This window comes from Actinoallomurus purpureus, assembly GCF_024055795.1.
In the GTDB taxonomy this organism is placed as follows: Bacteria; Actinomycetota; Actinomycetes; order Streptosporangiales; family Streptosporangiaceae; genus Actinoallomurus; species Actinoallomurus purpureus.
The window spans coordinates 174744-194892 of sequence record NZ_JAMXMY010000012.1 but is presented as its reverse complement, the minus strand read 5'-3'; the positions used below and the strand labels follow the sequence as shown (position 1 = coordinate 194892).

The 20149-nt window shown below is 70.6% G+C and carries 22 protein-coding genes; 16 read left to right on the top strand and 6 right to left on the bottom strand.

Translation table 11 applies throughout. From position 1 onward, the window contains the following. Positions 1-36 precede the first annotated feature (36 nt). From NE236_RS44590 to NE236_RS23240, 3 genes are all read left to right on the top strand, one after another. Positions 37-1137: a GNAT family N-acetyltransferase gene (locus NE236_RS44590; protein ID WP_252844187.1), complete on the top strand. Its 1101-nt coding sequence runs from the start codon at positions 37-39 to the stop codon at positions 1135-1137. Positions 1138-1150: 13 nt separating this feature from the next. Continuing rightward, positions 1151-1510 carry a hypothetical protein gene (locus NE236_RS23245; protein ID WP_252844186.1) on the top strand — a complete coding sequence of 120 codons (360 nt, stop codon included), beginning with the start codon at positions 1151-1153 and terminating at the stop codon, positions 1508-1510. 205 nt (positions 1511-1715) lie between these two features. Next, positions 1716-2783, top strand: a complete 1068-nt coding sequence (locus tag NE236_RS23240) for an alpha/beta hydrolase (protein ID WP_252844184.1) — start codon at positions 1716-1718, stop codon at positions 2781-2783. Positions 2784-2933: 150 nt separating this feature from the next. On the opposite strand, the gene NE236_RS23235 is transcribed toward NE236_RS23240, so the two are convergent. The 4 genes from NE236_RS23235 to NE236_RS23220 all read right to left on the bottom strand — a co-directional run bounded on the left by NE236_RS23235 (position 2934) and on the right by NE236_RS23220 (position 6664). Further along, the gene (locus NE236_RS23235) at positions 2934-3932 is read right to left on the bottom strand and encodes a COX15/CtaA family protein (protein WP_372494421.1); all 999 of its coding nucleotides are present in this window, start codon (positions 3930-3932) and stop codon (positions 2934-2936) included. A 111-nt stretch (positions 3933-4043) separates the two neighbouring features. After that, positions 4044-4985: an EamA family transporter gene (locus NE236_RS23230; protein ID WP_252844176.1), complete on the bottom strand. Its 942-nt coding sequence runs from the start codon at positions 4983-4985 to the stop codon at positions 4044-4046. A 3-nt stretch (positions 4986-4988) separates the two neighbouring features. Beyond that, the gene (locus NE236_RS23225) at positions 4989-5705 is read right to left on the bottom strand and encodes an ABC transporter permease (protein WP_252844273.1); all 717 of its coding nucleotides are present in this window, start codon (positions 5703-5705) and stop codon (positions 4989-4991) included. A 47-nt stretch (positions 5706-5752) separates the two neighbouring features. Continuing rightward, positions 5753-6664: an ABC transporter ATP-binding protein gene (locus NE236_RS23220; protein WP_252844175.1), complete on the bottom strand. Its 912-nt coding sequence runs from the start codon at positions 6662-6664 to the stop codon at positions 5753-5755. Positions 6665-6763: 99 nt separating this feature from the next. On the opposite strand from NE236_RS23220, the gene argF reads away from it, so the two are divergent. From argF to NE236_RS23170, 10 genes are all read left to right on the top strand, one after another. Beyond that, positions 6764-7774, top strand: coding sequence for an ornithine carbamoyltransferase (gene argF / locus NE236_RS23215; protein ID WP_443612860.1), 1011 nt, complete (start codon positions 6764-6766; stop codon positions 7772-7774). Between the two features lie 69 nt (positions 7775-7843). Further along, the gene (locus NE236_RS23210) at positions 7844-9100 is read left to right on the top strand and encodes an epoxide hydrolase family protein (RefSeq protein WP_252844173.1); all 1257 of its coding nucleotides are present in this window, start codon (positions 7844-7846) and stop codon (positions 9098-9100) included. A 297-nt stretch (positions 9101-9397) separates the two neighbouring features. After that, positions 9398-10156: a helix-turn-helix transcriptional regulator gene (locus tag NE236_RS23205; RefSeq protein ID WP_372494420.1), complete on the top strand. Its 759-nt coding sequence runs from the start codon at positions 9398-9400 to the stop codon at positions 10154-10156. Then, positions 10153-11565, top strand: coding sequence for a Fe-S cluster assembly protein SufB (gene sufB / locus NE236_RS23200; RefSeq protein WP_252844171.1), 1413 nt, complete (start codon positions 10153-10155; stop codon positions 11563-11565). Before NE236_RS23205 ends, sufB begins: the two co-directional genes overlap by 4 nt. A gap of 1 nt (position 11566) precedes the next feature. After that, positions 11567-12682: a Fe-S cluster assembly protein SufD gene (sufD, locus tag NE236_RS23195; protein WP_252844170.1), complete on the top strand. Its 1116-nt coding sequence runs from the start codon at positions 11567-11569 to the stop codon at positions 12680-12682. Beyond that, positions 12679-12993 carry a non-heme iron oxygenase ferredoxin subunit gene (locus NE236_RS23190; RefSeq protein ID WP_252844169.1) on the top strand — a complete coding sequence of 105 codons (315 nt, stop codon included), beginning with the start codon at positions 12679-12681 and terminating at the stop codon, positions 12991-12993. The genes sufD and NE236_RS23190 overlap by 4 nt, the downstream gene beginning before the upstream one ends. Before the next feature lie 5 nt (positions 12994-12998). Further along, positions 12999-13748 (top strand): Fe-S cluster assembly ATPase SufC, encoded by a 750-nt coding sequence (gene sufC, locus NE236_RS23185; RefSeq protein ID WP_252844168.1) that lies wholly within the window; start codon positions 12999-13001, stop codon positions 13746-13748. Positions 13749-13750: 2 nt separating this feature from the next. Continuing rightward, positions 13751-15025 (top strand): cysteine desulfurase, encoded by a 1275-nt coding sequence (locus NE236_RS23180; RefSeq protein WP_252844270.1) that lies wholly within the window; start codon positions 13751-13753, stop codon positions 15023-15025. A gap of 37 nt (positions 15026-15062) precedes the next feature. Next, entirely contained in the window at positions 15063-15509 is a 447-nt protein-coding gene (sufU, locus tag NE236_RS23175) for a Fe-S cluster assembly sulfur transfer protein SufU (protein WP_252844167.1), read from the top strand. Continuing rightward, the gene (locus NE236_RS23170; protein ID WP_252844166.1) at positions 15506-15826 is read left to right on the top strand and encodes a metal-sulfur cluster assembly factor; all 321 of its coding nucleotides are present in this window, start codon (positions 15506-15508) and stop codon (positions 15824-15826) included. The genes sufU and NE236_RS23170 overlap by 4 nt, the downstream gene beginning before the upstream one ends. A 9-nt stretch (positions 15827-15835) precedes the next feature. Here NE236_RS23170 and NE236_RS23165 read toward each other — a convergent pair whose 3' ends face one another. Beyond that, the gene (locus NE236_RS23165) at positions 15836-16345 is read right to left on the bottom strand and encodes a hypothetical protein (protein ID WP_252844165.1); all 510 of its coding nucleotides are present in this window, start codon (positions 16343-16345) and stop codon (positions 15836-15838) included. Positions 16346-16443: 98 nt separating this feature from the next. Here NE236_RS23165 and NE236_RS23160 point away from each other — a divergent pair, with 98 nt between their 5' ends. The 3 genes from NE236_RS23160 to NE236_RS23150 all read left to right on the top strand — a co-directional run bounded on the left by NE236_RS23160 (position 16444) and on the right by NE236_RS23150 (position 18918). Beyond that, positions 16444-17028, top strand: coding sequence for an HD domain-containing protein (locus NE236_RS23160; RefSeq protein WP_252844164.1), 585 nt, complete (start codon positions 16444-16446; stop codon positions 17026-17028). Positions 17029-17060: 32 nt separating this feature from the next. Continuing rightward, a complete protein-coding gene (locus NE236_RS23155) occupies positions 17061-17543 on the top strand; it encodes an SRPBCC family protein (RefSeq protein ID WP_252844163.1) in 483 nt (160 codons plus the stop codon). 151 nt (positions 17544-17694) lie between these two features. Further along, the gene (locus NE236_RS23150; protein WP_252844162.1) at positions 17695-18918 is read left to right on the top strand and encodes an alpha/beta hydrolase; all 1224 of its coding nucleotides are present in this window, start codon (positions 17695-17697) and stop codon (positions 18916-18918) included. Here NE236_RS23150 and NE236_RS23145 read toward each other — a convergent pair. After that, entirely contained in the window at positions 18912-20051 is a 1140-nt protein-coding gene (locus tag NE236_RS23145; protein WP_252844161.1) for an EAL domain-containing protein, read from the bottom strand. The genes NE236_RS23150 and NE236_RS23145 overlap by 7 nt on opposite strands. Positions 20052-20149: the final 98 nt, after the last annotated feature.

Genomic DNA, 20149 nt, shown 5'->3' with positions numbered 1-20149 from the left:
GACCTGGAAGTAACGAGAGTCGCCACGGCCGAAGCCGTGTCCGCCGATGAGTGGCACACCCTGCTCGGATCCGATGGGTTCTACTCCAGCCACGAGTGGATTCGTTCGCTGGAACTCGCGCACGGCCCGGACCCGGTGATCGTGGCGAGGACCGGAGACGGCATCGCGGGAGTGGCACCCACTTGGGGCGGCGATCCGGCCGACCGCGGGCTGTTCTCCCTCGGAGCGCTCACCGACGGCCTGGCCGGGCCGTGGGACCGGCCGTTCCTGTGGATCGGCGGCCGGAGGGCGACCGCCAACGCGGTGCCGTGCGTCCCCGGAACAGGGCGGGTCGCCGTCCTGCAGGCGCTGGTGGCGGAGGCGTGCGCGGAAGCCCGGGGCCGAGGCGCTGCCGGGGTCGTCTGGCCGTACCTGCCGGGCCCGGCGGCGCGCGAGCTGGCCGGATCTGCGCCCGGTGCCCGCGCCCTGCTGCAGACGGCGGACGCGATGCTGCACGTTCCCCCTGACGGCATGGAGGGCCTGGCGGACACCGCGCGCCGCGAGGACCGCACCAAATGGCGGCGGGAGTCGAGAGCGTTCGAAGCGCACGGCGGCGTGGTCGAATGGCGATCGCTGGCCGATACGGACACCGACCGGGTGGCCGAACTCGTCGCGGGGACGCGAGCCCGGTACGGCGCCGCCGGCGGCGTCGAGTGGATGCGCCGCGTGCTCGCCGCCCAGCAGGCGGCGGGGGTGGCACGTACCGCCGTCGTCTGCCTCGCCCGGTACGGCGGACGGGTCGTCGCCGCCGCGGTCTTCTACCAGCACCGTGATTGGCTTTATGGCCGCTATTGGGGCGCCGAGGAGAACGCCCCGCCGTTCACCTATTACGTCCTGACGCATTACGCGGCGGTGGATTGGGCCGCGGCCCACGGTTTTCGCCGGATCCACCTGTCGGTATCCGCATGGGAGGCCAAGGTCCGCCGGGGTGCGCGCCTGTACCCGCTGGCGATGGTGCTCGCTTCGGCTGATGGCGGGTCTGTTCTGGTACCGAACTCCGATGCCGCGGCGCACAACGCCCGTGTCGCCGGCTCCTGGCGCGAACGCTTCCGGTCCCGGCCCGACGCGCTCGACGCCTCATGGGAACAGTGGTTCTGAGAAAGGGCAGAAAGTGATCTATCTGGTATACACGTTCCGGCCGACCCCCTACGCGCAGGAGAACCTGCCGGAGTTCTGGGAATGGGTACGGGACCGCGAGGAATGGTTCTATGACGGGCTCGACATGGTGCTGAAGACGGACTGGTTCGTTCGCACCATCGGCCCCGACGTCCACTGCGTCGAACACTTCGTCGCGTTCGCCGACGAAGCGGCGTGGGGCGCCTACCGCCGGGCCGTGTCGGCCAGGAGCCGGGATCCGAAATGGGAGGGGCGGCGCACCGAGCAAGGCCGGTGGTACGACATCCTGGACGCCCGGATCCTGAGCGATCCCCCGGTGCGGCTCGGCCGGTCCTCGGCGGCCACGCCGGCGTGAGCGACAGCGGCGCCCGGTGCCTCCCGGGACCACCGCGCGCCAACCTTCACGCCAGGTGAACGCCGAGTACACCCCCGCGACACCTGGGATCAAGCGGGGGTGAACCCTTACCCCCCTACGATCGGCGCGCCACAAGAGCGCATTGAGCCGCCATCCAGCTTCCATTGCGGCGGTGCTCAGGTTCACGCCTTCGGGGAGGCAACGGGTGAGTCTGTTGGGCTGGCCGCTGTTCGTACTGTCCATCGCATTGGCGGTCGCGGCGCCCGTCGGCTGTGCGCTCCTGTGGGGGCGGGTGCGCGGGGCGGTCGCGTGGCCGTCCCGGCTTGCGCTGATCCTGGTCTGTCAGGTGACGGCGATCCTCCTGGCGGGCGTCGGCCTGAACGACCACTTCCAGTTCTTCGCGTCCTGGAGCGACCTGACCGGCCAGAACGGCGCCGACGCCCCCATCCAGCAGCAGAACGGCGGATCGCAGCCCCTGGCGCGCGGCCTGTCCAAGCGCCTGCGGAACGACTTCCGCCCCGACCGGAACGACGACGCGCTCTCGGCGACTCTCGTCGGCGCCAGGTCGGGGATCCGCAGCAAGGTCTGGGTGTGGCTGCCCCCGCAGTACCGCAGGCATCCGCAGCAGCGGTTCCCCGTCGTCGAACTGTTCCCCGGCTTCCCGGGCACCCCGATCACCTGGTTCCACACCATGCAGGGGCCGAAGAAGCTGCAGGAGGCGATGAAGAAGGGCGCCGCCCAGCCGTACATCCTCGTCGCGCCCACCATGACCGTCGTGCCCGGCCACGACACCGAGTGCACGAACGCGCCGGGCGGCCCGAAGGTGGCCACCTGGCTGGCCGAGGACGTCCGGCGGATCGTCACGGAGAACTTCCGTGCCCTGCCCGAACGCGACGCCTGGGGGACGATGGGCTACTCGACGGGCGGCTACTGCGCCGCCAAGCTCACCGCGCAGTACCCCCACCTGTTCCGCGCGGGGGTGAGCCTCTCCGGCTACTTCACGGCCTCGACCCCGGCTCTGACCAAGGTGCCGGGCGCGAGCATCCCCGCCCTCCTGCAGGCCAGGCGCCCGGCGGTCGACCTGCTCCTGACCGCCAGCAAGCAGGACCCGGGCACGACGACGGCGGTGAACACCATGGTCCAGGCGGCCCGCCCGCCGTCGATCGTCTACACCTACGTCGTGCCGCGCGGCGGCCACAACACCGGCGTCTGGACCGCCATGCTCCCCAAGTGCTTCCAGTGGCTCACCACCAAACTCACCCACGCCGCCTGACAGCGCGGCCCGGACTCGCAGGAGTGCAGCCTCGGCGAGCCGAATGCTCGGTGAAGAGCCTGCCGTGGAGGGCCATTCGCCGCAAACCAGCCATCAAGCGCGCGATCGCCGAGCATTGTGCACGCCCCACCCCGGCGGCGGCAGCCCGGGTCAGCTGCTGAGGGTGGCGGCCGGGGCGGTGTCGCGGGGCGATGTCGACGGCTCCGGCGCCAGGGGCGCCGGCATGGCGCCGCGGTCGCGGAGGGCGAAGACGACGCGGAGGGTCGCGATCCACACCAGGGCCGCGCCGAGCACGTGAGCGACGACGAGCGCGCCGGGGACGTTGGTGAAGTACTGGACGTACCCGATGACGCCCTGCGCCAGCTCGACGACCAGAAGCTCGACGGCGCGCCGCTGGACGTGCCCGGGGGCGCTGGTCAGGCGTAGACCGAGCAGCAGCGCGAAGGTCAGCCCGACCGTCGCCCAGACGATGTCCACGTGCAGCTGGGCGACCTGCTCGATCTGGAAGTCGTACCGCCGGGCCTTGGGGTCACCGGCGTGCGGTCCGGTGCCGGTCACCACGGTCCCCGCCACCAGGAGCAGGAAGACGACTCCGGTCAGGGCGCGACCCAGCCAGACCAGCTCCTGCCGGACGAGGGACCGGGCCGGTTCGTCGCCCTCGCCCGCCCGCACCCAGAGCACCACGGCCGCGGCCAGGATCGCCGGCGACAGCAGGAAGTGCACGGTCACCGAGACCGGGTGCAGGTCGGTCAGCACGACGATCCCGCCGACGAACGCCTGCGCCACCACGCTGAGCGGCTGGATCGCGGCCAGCCGCACGAGGTTCTTGCGCCGGGGGCGCAGGCGCAGCGCCGCGACGAACACCAGCGCGCCGAGCGCGAGCACCAGGAAGGTCAGCATCCGGTTGCCGAACTCGATCGCCATGTTGACGGCGGAGTGTTCCGGGGTGTGCGTCGGCACCAGGCTGGTGCCCGTGCACTTCGGCCACGTGGGGCAGCCGAGGCCCGAACCGCTGACACGCACGGCCGCACCCGTCGCCATGATCAGGGCGTTTCCCGCGACGCTCGCGAGGGCGAGCCCGCGCATCGAGGCGGGCGTGGGACGCCACACGAGGTCACGGAGCCGGATCAGCGGGTTATCGGATCGCACGTCCCTCATCGTACGAGCGCCCGCCCATGCCCCGGATCCGGGTCCCTCCCGACGACGCCGCGCTCAAGTCGACGAGCGAGGCGACGTCGAAGGTGAAGCGGAACGGCGCCGTCAGGCCTCGGGGGCTTCGGGCGGGGACTCCTGGAAGCGGGTGGCGCCGACGCAGGCGGCGATGACGCAGCCGATGGCCAGCCACTCGTGCCATCCCAGGATCTCGCCGAGGAAGACGAGGCCGACCAGGGCGGCCACCGCGGGCTCGAGGCTCATGAGGATGCCGAACACCCGGGCCGGCACGCGCCGCAGCGCCTCCAGTTCCAGGCTGTACGGGATGACCGACGACAGGAGGCCGACCCCGAGCCCGATCAGCAGGATCTCGGGGTCGAGCAGCGCCGAACCGCCGGTGGCGATCCCGACGGGCATCATCGCGGCCGCCCCGACGACGCTGGCGACGGCGAGGCCGGTGGATCCGGAGAACCGCTTGCCCGTCGCGCCGCTCAGGACGATGTACGCGGCCCAGCCGACCGCCGCGAGGAGCCCGAACGCCACGCCCGTCAGCGGGATGTCTCCGCCGGCGCGGGCGAGCATCGCCACTCCGCCGAGCGCCATGACGGCCCACAGCAGGTCGAGGCGGCGACGCGACGCGACGATTGCCACGGTGAGGGGGCCGAGGAACTCGATCGTCACCGCGACGCCGAGGGGGATCCGTGCCATCGCCTGATAGAAGCTGAAGTTCATCCCGGCGAGGGTGAGGCCGAACAGCACGGCGACGCCCAGATCGCGCCAGGAGTGCAGGCGGCGCAGGTCGCGCAGCGCGGACCGGGCCATCACCGAGAGCACGATCGCCGAGGTGAGCAGGCGCAGCATCACGATGGCGTCCGGCGAGATCCGGCCGAAGAGGTTCTTCGCGAGGCCCGCGCCGACCTGCACCGAGACGATGCCCAGCAGGATCAGGGCCGGCGGCGGAACCGAGCCGAATGACAGCCGCAGGCCGGTCGGCCGCGCGCGGAACCACCCGGTCCGTTCATAGGAACCGGGGGTGTCAGCCAGCGCCATGCGTCACTCCCATTTGAAGAAGCGCGCGGCGAGGGCCAGGCCCAGCACCGCCCACACGGCGAGAATGACCAGGTCGCGGACGGGGAACCCGGCACCGTGCTGCAGTACCCGGCGCAGCCCGTTGGCGAGCGCGGAGATCGGTAGCAGTTCGAGCACCGACCGTACGCCACCGGAGAACTTTGTCAACGGAAATACGACGCCGCCGAGCACGAGCAGCAGCAGGTACACCAGGTTCGCGGCGGCGAGGGTCGCCTCGGCGCGCAGGGTGCCCGCCATGAGCAGGCCGAACCCGCTGAACGCCGCCGTGCCCAGGAGCAGCAGCAGGATCGCGCTCGCCGGATCGCCGTGGGGGCTCCACCCGAGAGCGAGGGCCACCACGCAGATGACCAGCGCCTGGAGGACCTCGACCGTCAGGACGGTGAGCGTCTTGGCCGTGACGAGCCCGGACCGGGGGAGCGGTGTCGCGCCGAGGCGCTTCAGCACGCCGTAGCGTCGTTCGAAGCCCGTGCCGATCGCCTGCCCGGTGAACGCCGTGGACATCACCGCGAGCGCCAGCACGCCGGGCGCGAGGAAGTCGACCCGCTTGCCCCCGCCCACGTCGAGCAGCGGCGCGGCACTGAACAGGATGAGCAGCGCGACGGGGATGATCAGCGTGAGCAGTAGCTGCTCGCCGTTGCGCAGCAGCGTGCGCAGCTCGTACGCCGTCTGGGCCCGGACCATGCGGGACCTCGGCGCCGCGCCGGGCGAGGGGGTGAAGGTCAGGTCCGTCACGAGCGGAGCTCCCGTCCGGTCAGTTCGAGGAAGACGTCTTCCAGGGTCCGGCGCTCGATCCGCAGGTCCTCGGTCATGACGCCGTTGGAGGCGCACCAGGCGGTCACGGTGGCCAGCAGCTCGGGAACGAGGTCGCCCTCGATGACGTAGTGCCCCGCGGGGGACTCCTTCGCCATCGTCGCCGGCGGCAGCGCGGACAGCAGCTCGTCCAGGCCCAGCCCGGGACGGGCCCGGAAGCGGAGTTGGCGTTCGGCGCCGGTCAGCGAGGACGGCGGGCCCGAGGAGATGACCCTGCCGTGGTCGAGGATCACGACCTCGTCGGCGAGCCGCTCGGCCTCGTCCATATGGTGGGTGGTCAGGATCACCGCGACGCCCGCGGCCTTCAGGTCCCCGACGAGCTCCCACGTCGCGTGGCGGGCCTGCGGGTCGAGACCGGCGGTGGGCTCGTCGAGGAAGACCAGCTCGGGGCGGCCGACCACCGCGGCCGCCAGCGCCAGCCGCTGCTGCTGGCCGCCGGAAAGGCGGCGGTAGGAGGTCCGCGCCGCGGCGGTGAGCCCGAGTCGCTCGAGGAGCGCGGCGGGGTCGAGCGGGGTGGCGTAGAAGCTCGCGATCAGGTGGAGGAACTCCCCGGCGCGGGCGTTGGTCGGCACGCCCCCGGACTGCGGCATCACGCCGATGCGCGCCTTGAGCTCGGCATCTCGGGGGTCACGGCCGAGGACGCGCACGCTGCCCGAGTCGGCGCGCCGGTAGCCCTCACAGATCTCGACGGTGGTCGTCTTTCCCGCTCCGTTGGGCCCGAGCAGGGCGGTCACCTCGCCGTATGCGGCGTCAAAGGAGAGGCCGTCGGCCGCGGTGGTCATGCCATAGCGTTTGACCAGGCCATTCACTGCGACGGCGAGGGGTTCCATGGACCCGAGTCTAAGAGGGGGGCTCGTGGGTGGGACGGCCGCCCCTGACATTACTCTGAATATTGATTCATTCGGACGCATGACGATACGGTCTTGTCCATGTCTCTGGGAGGTCACATGCTGCGCGGCCGGAGCTTCCTCAAGGAGCTCGACTTCACCGCCGAGGAGTTCCGCTCGCTCATCGACCTGTCCGGCGAGCTGAAGGCGGCTCGGCGGGCGGGCGCCGAGCGGCCCCGCCTGACCGGCCGCAACATCGCGCTCGTCTTCGAGAAGACCTCCACGCGCACGCGCAGCGCGTTCGAAGTGGCGGCGCACGACCAGAGGGCGCACGTCACGTACCTGGATCCATCGGGTTCTCAGATCGGCCACAAGGAGTCGGTGAAGGACACCGCGCGCGTGCTGGGCCGGATGTTCGACGGCATTCAGTACCGCGGCAGCCGCCAGGCGGACGTCGAGGCCCTCGCCGCGCACGCCGGCGTCCCCGTCTGGAACGGCCTCACCGACGAGTGGCATCCCACCCAGAGCCTGTGCGACGCGTTCACGATGGCCGAGCACGCGGCCGGGCCCCTGGACGAGATCTCCTTCGCCTACCTCGGTGACGCGCGCAACAACATGGGCAACTCTCTGCTCGTCATGGGCGCCCTGCTCGGCATGGACGTGCGCATCGTGGCGCCCGACGGCCTGCTGCCGTCCGCCGGAGTCCAGGCCGCCGCCCGCGACCTGGCCGGGCGCAGCGGCGCCCGGATCACCCTGACGGACGACGTCGCGGAGGGCGTGCGCGGCGCCGACTTCCTGCACACCGACGTGTGGGTCTCGATGGGGGAGCCCAAGGAGGTCTGGGCCGAGCGCATCGCGCTCCTCAAGCCGTACCAGGTCGGCAAGGAGGTGCTGGCCGCGACGGGGAACCCGTCGGTGCGGTTCATGCACTGCCTCCCGGCGTTCCACGACCGGGAGACGACCCTCGGCGAGGAGATCTACGCGCAGTTCGGCCTGGAAGGGCTGGAGGTCACCGACGAGGTCTTCGAGTCGGAGGCCTCCATCGTCTTCGACCAGGCCGAGAACCGCCTGCACACCATCAAGGCCATCCTCGTGGCGACCCTCGCCGACTGAACAGGCCTGCGCACCGGGGCGTCAGAAAGATTGGACACTTAAATAAGTTACTGATGTACCTTGGCGGCCATGAGCCACGAGACCACCCCGTCGCACGGTTCCGAGGTCCGGCCGTTCCCGCTGGAGCCGGAGCCGATCCACGTGCCCGACGACGTGCTGGCCGACCTCCGGCACCGCCTCGAGCTGACGCGCTGGCCGGTCGACGCGGGCAACGAGGACCGGTACTACGGCGTCGACCGCGTCACCCTGCAGGAGCTCGTCGACCACTGGCGGACCGACTACGACTGGCGTAAGGCCGAAGCCGCGATCAACGCGTACGAGCACTACCGCGTCGAGGTGGAGGGCGTGCCCGTGCACTTCATGCGCAGGCCCGGAGTCGGCCCTGACCCGACGCCCCTGATCCTCACCCACGGCTGGCCCTGGACGTTCTGGCACTGGTCCAAGGTCGTCGACCCCCTCGCGGACCCCGGCGCGTACGGCGGTGACCCGGCCGAGGCGTTCGACGTGATCGTCCCCTCCTTCCCCGGGTTCGGGTTCTCCGGCCCGTTGCCGGACCACCCGGACATGAACTTCTGGAAGGTCGCCGACCTCTGGCACGTCCTCATGACCGGCATCCTCGGCCACGAGAAGTACGCCGCCGGCGGGTGCGACGTCGGAGCCCTGGTCACCGGCCAGCTCGGGCACAAGTACGCCGACGAGCTGCACGGCATCCACATCGGCTCCGGTTTGAAGCTCACCCTGTTCAACGGCGACCGGGCCTGGGACCTCAGTGGCGGCCGGCCCATCCCGGACGGCCTGCCCGCCGACGTCCACGCCCGGCTCGTCGCCTTCGAGAAGCGCTTCGCCGTTCACCTGGCCGCGCACGTGCTCGCCCCGAGCACGCTCGCCTACGGGCTGTCCGACTCGCCCGCCGGGATGCTCGCCTGGATCCTCGAACGCTGGATGACCTGGAGCGACAACGGCGGCGACATCGAGACCGTCTTCACCAAGGACGACCTGCTCACCCACGCCATGATCTTCTGGGTGACCAACTCGATCGGCACCTCGATCCGCACGTACGCCAACAACAACCGCTACCCGTGGACTCCCTCCCACGATCGGCAGCCGCCCGTCGAGGCGCCCACCGGCATCACCTTCGTCGGCTACGAGAACCCGCCCGGCGTCTCCACGGACCGGCGGGTACGGCACTTCCTCGAGAGCGACCGCGCCGCCTGGTACGACCACGTCAACCTCACCGCCCACGACCACGGCGGTCACTTCATCCCCTGGGAGATCCCCGACCAGTGGGTCGACGACCTGCGGCGTACGTTCCGCGGTCGCCGATAGGCCGGACCTCAACGGAGGCCGGTACGCCCGCCGCGTGACCGGCGGGCCGAGGACGCTTCGGTGCCCGTCGAAACGAATCCGGGCGAGCATCGGAACATGGCCTGCTCGGCGCGCTCGGAGCCGGAGGCCGACTGGCGGCTCCGATGGCCGGCGCGGGCGCGGCGTTCCTCACCGGAGCCCTCGTCGTGGCGATCGCCGTACGGGGTCGTTCGCGCAGGTGAGGCAAGGCTCGCCTAAGTGAGGCAGATTACCGGGATCCGTTTGTGCCGGGGGAAGGAATTAGGCCACACTGATGTTGTGGAATACGTGACCGAGACGAAGAGCAGCGACCCGGCGACCGCCGGCGTGCCCGCGCTCGGTCCCAACCACTCCGAGCGCACCACCCGCGCCCGGGTGGCCCGGCTGATTCTTGAATATGGTCCCATCAGTGCCTCGGCGCTCGGACAGCGGCTCGGGCTCACGCCCGCGGCCGTCCGCCGCCACCTCGAGACGCTCCTCGCCGAGGGGATGATCGAGGAGCGGCGGAGCCGTCCGCAGTCGAGGCGCGGGCGCGGGCGTCCGGCCAAGATGTTCGTCATCACCGACGCCGGGCGCAGCGCCTTCGTGCACGCCTACGACGACCTGGCGGCCAACGCCCTGCGCTTCCTGGCCGACAAGCTCGGCGAGGAGGCCGTCGCGGAGTTCGCGCTCCGCCAGGTGAGCGACCTGGAGGCGCGTTATGGCGCGTCGATCCGGGCCGTGCCGCCGCAGCAGCGGGCGCGGGCGCTGGCGGAGGCGCTGTCCGCGGACGGCTACGCCGCCTCGGCCAGCACCGCTCCGGCGGGCGGGCAGCAGCTGTGCCAGCACCACTGCCCGGTCGCGCACGTCGCCGCCCGGTTCCCGCAGCTGTGCGAGGCGGAGACGGCGGCGTTCGGGCGACTGCTCGGCGTCCCGGTGCAGCGGCTGGCCACGATCGCCCATGGCGATGGAATATGCACGACTCACGTGACGTCACGTGAACTGACCGAAAAAACCGACAAGAACGACAAGCAGGACTCCGGAGGCACCTCCGTATGACTACGACAGCCCATCCCGAGCTCGAAGGGCTCGGAAACTACAAGTTCGGCTGGGCCGACTCTGACGTTGCCGGCGCCTCGGCCCGTCGCGGGCTGTCCGATGAGGTCGTCCGCGACATCTCGGCGAAGAAGAACGAGCCCGACTGGATGCTCGACCTTCGCCTGAAGGGCCTGCGCCTGTTCGGCAAGAAGCCGCTGCCAACGTGGGGCGCCGACCTTACCGACATCGACTTCGACAACATCAAGTACTTCGTCCGGTCTACGGAGAAGCAGGCAGCCTCGTGGGAGGAGTTGCCGGCCGACATCAAGAACACCTACGACAAGCTCGGCATCCCCGAGGCGGAGAAGCAGCGCCTGGTCGCCGGTGTGGCCGCTCAGTACGAGTCGGAGGTCGTCTACCACCAGATCCGTGAGGACCTGGAGCAGCAGGGCGTCATCTTCCTCGACACCGACACGGGTCTCCGGGAGCACCCGGAGATCTTCCAGGAGTACTTCGGCTCGGTGATCCCCGTCGGCGACAACAAGTTCGCCGCGCTGAACTCCGCCGTGTGGTCGGGTGGGTCGTTCATCTACGTGCCGCCGGGTGTGCAGGTCGAGATCCCGCTGCAGGCCTACTTCCGGATCAACACCGAGAACATGGGCCAGTTCGAGCGGACGCTGATCATCGTCGACGAGGGCGCGTACGTCCACTACGTCGAGGGCTGCACCGCGCCGATCTACAAGTCCGACTCGCTGCACTCCGCGGTCGTCGAGATCATCGTGAAGAAGAACGCCCGCTGCCGCTACACGACCATCCAGAACTGGTCGAACAACGTCTACAACCTCGTCACCAAGCGCGCCGTCGCCTACGAGGGCGCGACGATGGAGTGGATCGACGGCAACATCGGGTCCAAGGTCACGATGAAGTACCCGGCCGTCTACCTCATGGGCGAGCACGCCAAGGGCGAGACGCTGTCCATCGCCTTCGCCGGCGAGGGCCAGCACCAGGACGCCGGCTCGAAGATGGTGCACGCCGCGCCCAACACCTCCTCGACCATCATCTCCAAGTCGGTGGCGCGCGGCGGTGGCCGTACGAGCTACCGCGGCCTGGTCCAGATCCAGGAGGGCGCCGAGCACTCCAAGTCGACCGTCAAGTGCGACGCGCTGCTGGTCGACCAGATCAGCCGCTCCGACACCTACCCGTACGTCGACGTCCGTGAGGACGACGTCGAGATGGGCCACGAGGCGACCGTCTCGAAGGTCTCGGAGAACCAGCTGTTCTACCTCATGAGCCGCGGCCTCACCGAGGACGAGGCGATGGCGATGATCGTGCGCGGCTTCGTCGAGCCGATCGCGCGTGAGCTGCCCATGGAGTACGCCCTGGAGCTGAACCGCCTGATCGAGCTGCAGATGGAAGGAGCGGTGGGCTGACATGGGTCTGGAGACCAAACCACTGTCCACCCTCCACGAGCACGCGTCGTACGACGTCGACGACTTCGTCGTGCCCACCGGGCGCGAGGAGGAGTGGCGCTTCACCCCGCTGCGCCGCCTGCGCGACCTGCACAAGGGCGCGGCCGGCGACGGCAAGGTGATCGTCGACGTCGCCGCGGCGCCCGAGGTCACCGTCGAGACGGTGTCCCGTGACGACGAGCGGATCGGCAGGGCGTACGTCCCCGCCGATCGCGTGAGCGCGCAGGCGTACGGCTCGTTCGCCCAGGCGACCGTGGTCACCGTGCGGAAGGAGGTCGTCGCGACCGAGCCGACCGTCCTGACGATGCGCGGTGAGGGCGGCGTCGCCTACGGCCACACCACCGTCATCCTCGAGCCGTTCGCGCAGGCCACGGTCGTGCTGGAGCACACCGGCACGGCCGCCTACGCCGACAACGTCGAGTTCGTGGTCGGCGACGGCGCCTCGCTCACGGTGTTCAGCCTGCAGAACTGGGCCTCCGATGCCGTGCACCTGTCCCACCAGCACGCGAGGCTCGGCCGTGACGCGCGGTTCAAGAGCTTCACCGTGAGCCTGGGCGGCGGCGTCGTGCGCATCGCCCCCTCGGTGGCCTACGACGCGCCGGGCGGCGACGCCGAGCTGTACGGCATCTACTTCGCCGACGGCGGCCAGCACCTGGAGCACCGGCTGCTCGTCGACCATACCCAGCCGAACTGCCGCAGCCGCGTCGACTACCGCGGCGCGCTGCAGGACGAGGACGCCCACGCCGTCTGGATCGGCGACGTGATCATCCGGGCCGAGGCCGAGGGCACCGACACCTACGAGCTCAACCGCAACCTCGTGCTCACCGACGGCACGCGCGTCGACTCGGTGCCGAACCTCGAGATCCTGACCGGTGAGGTCGCCGGCGCGGGCCACGCCTCGGCGTCCGGTCGCCTCGACGACCAGCACCTGTTCTACCTCCAGGCACGGGGCATCCCGTACGACACCGCCAGGCGGATGGTCGTGCGCGGCTTCCTCGGCCAGCTCGTCGAGAAGATCGACGTGCTGGATCTGCAGGAGCGCGTCATGGCCGCGATCGACGAGGAGATCGCCCGATGAGCTTCACGCGCGCCTGCTCGCTGTCCGAGCTGCCCGCCGAGGGTGCGCTCGCGGTGGAGATCGACGGCACCCCGGTGGCGGTCGTCCGCACCGGGGACGACGTCTACGCCCTGCGCGACGTCTGCTCGCACGCCGAGGTCGCGCTCAGCGAGGGCGAGGTCTACAACCACACCATCGAGTGCTGGCTGCACGGCTCGTGCTTCGACCTGCGCACCGGCAAGCCCACCAACCCGCCGGCCACGCAGCCGGTCCCCACGTACCCAGTGAAGATCGAGGGCGACGACGTGTACGTGTCGCTCAAGGAGTCCTGAAGATCATGGCCACGCTTGAGATCCGCGACCTGCACGTCTCCGTCGAGGACAAGGAGATCCTCCGGGGCGTCGACCTGACCGTGAAGGCGGGCGAGACCCACGCCATCATGGGGCCGAACGGCTCTGGCAAGTCCACCCTCGCCTATGCCATCGCCGGTCACCCGAAGTACACCGTCACCGGCGGCGAGGTGCTCCTGGACGGCGAGAGCGTCCTGGAGATGAGCGTTGACGCGCGCGCCCGCGCCGGGCTGTTCCTCGCCATGCAGTACCCCGTCGAGGTGCCCGGCGTCTCGGTGTCGAACTTCCTGCGTACCGCCGTCACCGCCGTGCGCGGCGAGGCGCCGAAGCTGCGGGATTTCGCCAAGGAGATGCGCTCGGCAATGGCCGAGCTGCAGATCGACCCCGCGTTCGCGCAGCGCAACCTCAACGAGGGCTTCTCCGGTGGAGAGAAGAAGCGCCACGAGATCCTCCAGATGGAGATGCTCAAGCCGAAGGTCGCGGTGCTCGACGAGACCGACTCGGGCCTCGACATCGACGCGCTGAAGGTCGTCTCCGAGGGCGTCAACCGGTTCCGGTCCGGCGACACGGGCGTGCTGCTGATCACGCACTACACCCGCATCCTCCGCTACGTGAAGCCCGACTTCGTGCACGTCTTCGCCGCCGGCCGCATCGTCGAGCAGGGCGGCCCGGAGCTGGCGGAGCTGCTGGAGACCGAGGGCTACGAGAAGTTCACGAAGGCAGGCGCGTCCGCGTGAGCATCGACGTCGAACGGATCCGGGCGGACTTCCCGATCCTCACCCGCACCGTCCGCGACGGGCGGCCGCTGGTGTACCTCGACAGCGCGAACACCTCGCAGAAGCCCCGCCAGGTGATCGACGCCATCGACGACTACTACACCGCGCACAACGCCAACATCCACCGGGCGACGCACCAGCTCGGTGAGGAGGCGACCGAGGCGTACGAAGGTGCCCGGATCAAGGCCGCGAACCTCATCGGCGCGGGCAGCGAAACCGAGGTGGTGTTCACCAAGAACATCTCCGAGGGCATCAACCTCGTCGCGTACGCGATGGGCAACGCGGCCACGGCCGGCCCGGAGGCCGAGCGCTTCCGCGTCGGCCCCGGCGACGAGATCGTCATCACGGAGATGGAGCACCACTCCAACATCGTGCCGTGGCAGCTGCTCGCCCAGCGCACCGGCGCGACGCTCCGCTGGTTCGGAGTGACCGACGACGGCCGCCTGGACCTGACGAACATCGACGACCTCATCAACGAGCGCACGAAGATCGTCGCGGTCGCGCACCAGTCGAACGTCCTCGGCACCATCAACCCGCTGCGCCTCATCGCGGACAAGGCCCACGCGGTCGGCGCGCTCGTGCTCGCCGACGGTGCCCAGGCCGTGCCGCACATGCGGGTGGACGTCCAGGCGCTCGGGGTCGACTTCTACGGCTTCACCGCGCACAAGATCTGCGGCCCGACCGGCATCGGGGTGCTGTGGGGCCGCGCCGAACTCCTCGAGACGCTCCCGCCGTTCCTCGGCGGCGGCGAGATGATCGAGACCGTGGCGATGGAGGGCTCGACGTACGCCCCGCCGCCGCACAAGTTCGAGGCCGGCACGATGCCGATCGCCGAGGCCGCCGGGCTCGGCGCGGCGATCGACTACCTCACCGAGGTGGGCCTGGACCAGATCGAGGCGCAACAGCAGGAGCTGCTCGCGTACGCGCTCAAGTCGCTCACCGCGATCGACGGCCTGCGGATCATCGGGCCGGTCGACGCCGAGGAGCGCGGCACCGCCATCTCCTTCACCCTGGAGGGGCTGGACGGCCGCGAGATCCACCCGCACGACGTGAGCCAGGTGCTGGACGCCCACGGCATCGCCGTCCGCGCCGGTCATCACTGCGCCCGCCCGCTGCACAAGCGCTTCGGCGTGACCGCGAGCACCCGCGCGTCGCTGTACTTCTACAACACCCCCGACGAGGTCGACGCGCTCGTCGAGGGGCTGCGCGAGACCCAGAAATTCTTCGGCACCACCTGACGTTCCACCTCCCACCGGCCGTCTGAAAGGGACGCAGATGCAGCTCGAGTCGATGTACCAGGAGATCATCCTGGACCACTACCGGAACCCTCATCACAAGGGTCTCCGGGAGCCGTACGACGCCGAGGTGCACCATGTGAACCCGACCTGCGGTGACGAGGTGACGTTGCGCGTCCGGCTCGACGGCGGCGAGGTCGCCGACGTGTCGTACGACGCGCTCGGCTGTTCGATCAGCCAGGCCAGCGCGTCGGTGATGACCGATCTCATCATCGGCAGGCCGGTGAAGGATGCGATGGTGACCGGCGACGAGTTCCTCAAGCTGATGCAGTCGCGCGGGCAGCTCGAACCCGACGAGGACGTGCTCGAGGACGCCGTCGCCTTCACCGGAGTGTCGAAGTACCCCGCCCGTATCAAGTGCGCCCTGCTCGCCTGGATGGCGTGGAAGGACGCGACCGCGAAAGCCATGGAAGGCAGCAACTCATGAGCGATACCAAGGTCGCCGAGGATGACGTCCTCGAGGCGATGAGGGACGTCGTCGACCCCGAGCTCGGCATCAACGTGGTCGACCTCGGTCTGGTGTACGGCGTCACCATCGACGCCGACAACGTCGCCACGCTCGACATGACGCTCACGAGCGCCGCCTGCCCGCTCACCGACGTGATCGAGGACCAGACGGCCAGCGCCCTGGAGGGTCTGGTCGAGAAGGTCACGATCAACTGGGTGTGGCTGCCGCCGTGGGGCCCGGACAAGATCACCGAGGACGGGCGCGAGCAGCTGCGCGCCCTCGGCTTCAACGTCTGAGCCGCCTCGTCAGTCCAGCCCGGCATGCCGGCGCCAGCCCGCCGGCTGCTGGGAGTTGGCGATCCACTGGTCGGTGTAGCGCAGGATCGCGGTGAGCGCGTCCAGCGCACCGGCGGGCCCGCCGGTGCGCCACGAGGTCTCGACGATCGTGTGACTCCGGTGCGCGGTCTCGCACCGGCAGGCGATGGTCAGGCTCGCGCCGAGCCGGCAGTGGCCGGGATAGAAGTCGACCGTCTCCATCCTGATCGCCACCTCGAGCCAGTCGTCCCCGGCCTCGTAGGTGTGGCAGTCGTAGATGCGGTGGGCGGGCGGATGCCACATCCACTGGCCGGGTTGTGGTCCGCCCTCCCCGCCCGCGGGTGACGGGGCCGGATGGCGGGCGTGCCACTGGCCGGTGAGGGTGAGGAAACGGGCGCGGATCTCCGCGCCGTCCCACTCCCGTCCGAAGATCTCGGCGAGCGGGAGCGCCCGGGGCCACATCCACACCGCGACAGCGTGATCGTCGGGCGGATTTCGCACTGTGCAATGATGCCGCGACCATGCGGCCGCGCGCACGCTCTCGGGCGATCGAGACGACCTCGTGACGGTGCCCGGCGACCCGGAGGAGATGGCACACCGTGGAGATCTTCACGAACTGGCGCACGTGGGACCAGGCTCATGCCGCCCTGGCCTCGCGGCCGCTCGATCTGGCCACGCTCGATCGGGCCGCCGAGGCCGCGCTGCGCTGGCACGGCGAGCAGCGGCGGCCCACCGGCGCGCCCTATGGTGAGCACCTTCTCGAGGCGCTGGAGGTGCTGGTCCGCGGGCCGGGCGTCACCACGACCGACGTGCTCGTGACGGCCCTGCTGCACGACGTGGTCGAGGACACCACGGCCACGCTCGCCGACGTCGAGGCCGGGTTCGGCCCGGTCGTCGGGGAGCTGGTGGACTGGGTGACCAAGCCGCCCGTGGAGGGGAAGGCCGCCAAGCGGGCCGCGAAGGTCTCCTATCTGCGGCGACTGCGTGACGCGCCCCGTGAGGCGATTCTCGTCAAGCTCGCCGACCGGGTCAGCAACGTCCAGACGCTCGACCTGATGCCGCCGGACTTCCAGCGCCGCTACCACGCCGAGACGGTGACCTACATCATGCCGCTCGCCGCGGGCGAGCCCTGGTTCGCCGCCTGGTTCGCCGGCTGGCAGGAGCGTTACGCCCACCTTCGCTGACCGTGTCTCCGCCGTGCGGGATGATCGCGGGCATGGAACGCCAGTGGACGGTCGAGGAGAGCGTCGTCATCGACGCGGCGCCGGAGCGCGTGTACGAGGCGGTCGCCGATCCGCGCCGGATGGGGGAGTGGAGCCCGGAGGTCTTCGCGGTGTGGGTCCGCGGCCGCCGCGTGGTCCCCGGCCTGACGTTCGTCGGGTTCAACCGGGTCGGCCCGCGCGTGTGGTTCACCAACTGCCGGGTCACCCAGGCGGTGCCGGGGAAGGCCTTCGCCTTTCGGGTGACGAGCTTCGGGGCGCCGGTGGCGGTGTGGGGCTACCGGATCGAGCCGGCCGGTGACGGCTCGATACGCCTGACGGAGCACTGGGAGGACCTGCGGCGGGACGGCCGGGCAGCGGCGTTCGTCTCCCTCCTCGGCAGGGTCTTCACCGGCGTCCCCGCGGAGGGACGCGCCGAGGTCAACCGGCAGGGCATGCGCACCACCCTCGGCCGAATCAAGGCGGCCCTGGAACGCTGACGGAACGGCGCTAGCTCTAGGCGACCGGCATCGGCCCTCGACTCATCGCTCCTCGGGGATTCCACCAAGCGGACGTGTGGTCGCGGTCACGTTGTCGGCGCCTGCTTCGTGATGGATCGTGAAACCGGCCGGTCCACGCCTCGGAGGCACGATGTCGTACGTTCTCCTCGCCTCGGGGGCCCTCGCGCTGCTGACGACGGTCAACGCCCTGGCGCCCCGCAAGGACCTCCTGCTGCTGATCCCGGGCTTCTTCGCCGCGTGGCTCACCATTGAGCTCGCCCCGTGGGTCCTCGTGACCGAGGCGGCGGTCACGGCGCCGATCGTCGGCGCGGGGGGTTTCCACGGTGGGGCCGGATGGGCGGGCCTCGTCGCGACCGCCGTGGGCTGGGCCGGACTCGCGGTCGTCATGGTGCGGGCCCGGCGGACGACCGTCACCGTGCGGGAGTGGAGCGCCGGACTGGAGCTCGATCCGGGCGAACGGGCACCGGCCTTTCCCCGGTCCCACGTCGTCCTCCCGTTCCTCATGACCCGGCGCGCCGGGGTGACGCGGACCCGCGACATCGCCTACGGGGACGAGCCGGGGATGCGGCTCGACGTGTACCGGCCGACGGAGCCGGGCGAGCGGCGGCCGGGGGTCATGGAGGTGCACGGCGGGGCGTGGATGATCGGCAGCAAGCGGGAGCAGGGGATCCCGCTGCTGAACCATCTCGCCGCCAACGGCTGGGTGGGCGTCAACGTGGACTACCGGCTCAGCCCGCGCGTGAAGTTCCCCGACCACCTGATCGACCTCAAGCGGGCGATCCGGTGGTACCGCGACCACGCCGAGGAGCACGGGGCCGACCCCGACTTCTTGTGCGTCACCGGCGGGTCGGCGGGCGGCCATCTCGCCGCTCTCCTCGCGCTCACACCGAACGCGCCGGAGTACCAGCCGGGCTTCGAGGACGCCGACACGACCGTACGGGCGGCCGTGACGTTCTACGGCGTCTACGACCTCGGCGCTCTGCTGGACGGCGGCTCGAAGATCTTCGTGTCGGCCATCGAACGCCATGTCATGGGCGTGAGCCGGGTGGAGGACCCCGAGGCGTACGACAAGGCGTCCCCGGCACACTGGATCAACGCGGACGCGCCGCCGTTCCTCGTGGTCCACGGGAGTCTGGACACGCTGGTGCCGGTGGCGCAGGCGCGCTCCTTCGCGGCACGGCTCAGGGAGGTGTCGGCCGCGCCGGTGCTGTACGCCGAGATGAAGGGCGCCCAGCACGCCTTCGACGTCTTCCCGTCCTACCGCACCGCCCGTGTCATCGAGGGCGTCGAGCGCGTCCTGACCTCGGTACGCCGGGCCGGGCACCCGGCGACCGACCGGCCAGGGGATCAGTGATCGAGCGCGGACAAGCTGCGGATCAGGTCGCCGACCCGTGCGACGCCGAGACAGCGCCCGATCTCGTCGATCACCACCAGGTCGTCGTAGACGCGTTCGGCGTCGTCGCCCGCCGCGCGCAGGGCCGCGATCGCGGGCACGGTCCGGGGGACCGGCCGGGGCGGATCCGCCAGCCTGGCGGCCGGCTTGTGCGCGTGCAGGGCGTGACCGTACGCGCCTGCCAGCCGGAGCAGGAAACGGGTGCGGTCGACCGTGTGACGGGGGCGCTCGGTCTGGTCGACGAGGACGACGCTGCTGGTGCCCGGCTCCGCGTTGAACACCGAGAGCACCTCTTCGGCGGTGGCCGTGTCGGGCATCACCGTCGCCGGCATCATGAACTCCGTGACGCGCGGGCCGAGCCGGTCGCGCTCGAGGTCGCGGGATCCGACCGGCACGTTCACCGGCATGCCGGGCTGCCATTCCCGCGACGCCAGGAGCGGCCCCTGCGCCAGCCGCACGCCGCGTCCTCGCAGGTGCGTCAGCTGGTCGTCGGAGATGACGCCCGGAGCGAGCACGTGGCCCCCGAGCCGGCGGCCGAGCGCGACGAACGCCTCGGCGATCGCGGAGCGCCGGGGGTCCGCCGTGGCCCGCCGGGTCACCTCGGGGTCGAGGGTCAGCACCGCCGGGGCGATCTCGGCGACGAACCGGGTCGGCAGGTTCCCCGCCTCCAGGGCGAGGAGGTATCCGGCCGAGCGGAGCCCACCGAGCCGTGCTGCGGCCTCGTCCAGCGGCATCCCGGCGAGGTCGCCCGCCACCGAGACGATGACGCCGCCGGGTCGGCGGCCCAGGCTCACCAGCGTCTGGTGGAGCCGCTCCATCGGCCGGGCATAGGCGAGGGTGCTCATCCGCAGCGCCAGCTGGACGGGGAGCATCGTCTCCCAGCGGGAGAGGGTACGGGCCGCGAGGATCGCGCGGTCGACGTCTAGGTCCGGATCGAGGATCGGGGGACCGGGCACGGAGGGGGCCACGGCCACGACCGTTCCCGCGTCGAGGTCGACGATGGGCTGGAACGTGACGTGCGCCGGAGGCGGGGCGGCCGAACGCCCCGCGAACGCGGACTCCGGGCCGCCGGGTGCTGCGGCGAAAGCGGTCACGGAACGATTCTGCGACCTTTTCGCCCGCGCAGGAGGCCGCGGGCATCACTATTCATCGGGAATTTCATCGCTTGCCGCCGAGGGGATATGTGGCGGTC

Bases quoted from the DNA above. Each gene is read 5' to 3' on its own strand.
- sufB (WP_252844171.1), top strand. From the start codon at position 10,153: ATGACTACGACAGCCCATCCCGAGCTCGAAGGGCTCGGAAACTACAAG.
- NE236_RS23210 (WP_252844173.1), top strand. From the start codon at position 7,844: ATGAGCCACGAGACCACCCCGTCGCACGGTTCCGAGGTCCGGCCGTTC.
- NE236_RS23150 (WP_252844162.1), top strand. From the start codon at position 17,695: ATGTCGTACGTTCTCCTCGCCTCGGGGGCCCTCGCGCTGCTGACGACG.
- NE236_RS23190 (WP_252844169.1), top strand. From the start codon at position 12,679: ATGAGCTTCACGCGCGCCTGCTCGCTGTCCGAGCTGCCCGCCGAGGGT.
- sufD (WP_252844170.1), top strand. From the start codon at position 11,567: ATGGGTCTGGAGACCAAACCACTGTCCACCCTCCACGAGCACGCGTCG.
- NE236_RS23155 (WP_252844163.1), top strand. From the start codon at position 17,061: ATGGAACGCCAGTGGACGGTCGAGGAGAGCGTCGTCATCGACGCGGCG.
- NE236_RS23220 (WP_252844175.1), bottom strand. From the start codon at position 6,664: ATGGAACCCCTCGCCGTCGCAGTGAATGGCCTGGTCAAACGCTATGGC.
- sufC (WP_252844168.1), top strand. From the start codon at position 12,999: ATGGCCACGCTTGAGATCCGCGACCTGCACGTCTCCGTCGAGGACAAG.
- NE236_RS23225 (WP_252844273.1), bottom strand. From the start codon at position 5,705: ATGGTCCGGGCCCAGACGGCGTACGAGCTGCGCACGCTGCTGCGCAAC.
- NE236_RS23230 (WP_252844176.1), bottom strand. From the start codon at position 4,985: ATGGCGCTGGCTGACACCCCCGGTTCCTATGAACGGACCGGGTGGTTC.
- argF (WP_443612860.1), top strand. From the start codon at position 6,764: ATGTCTCTGGGAGGTCACATGCTGCGCGGCCGGAGCTTCCTCAAGGAG.
- NE236_RS23170 (WP_252844166.1), top strand. From the start codon at position 15,506: ATGAGCGATACCAAGGTCGCCGAGGATGACGTCCTCGAGGCGATGAGG.
- sufU (WP_252844167.1), top strand. From the start codon at position 15,063: ATGCAGCTCGAGTCGATGTACCAGGAGATCATCCTGGACCACTACCGG.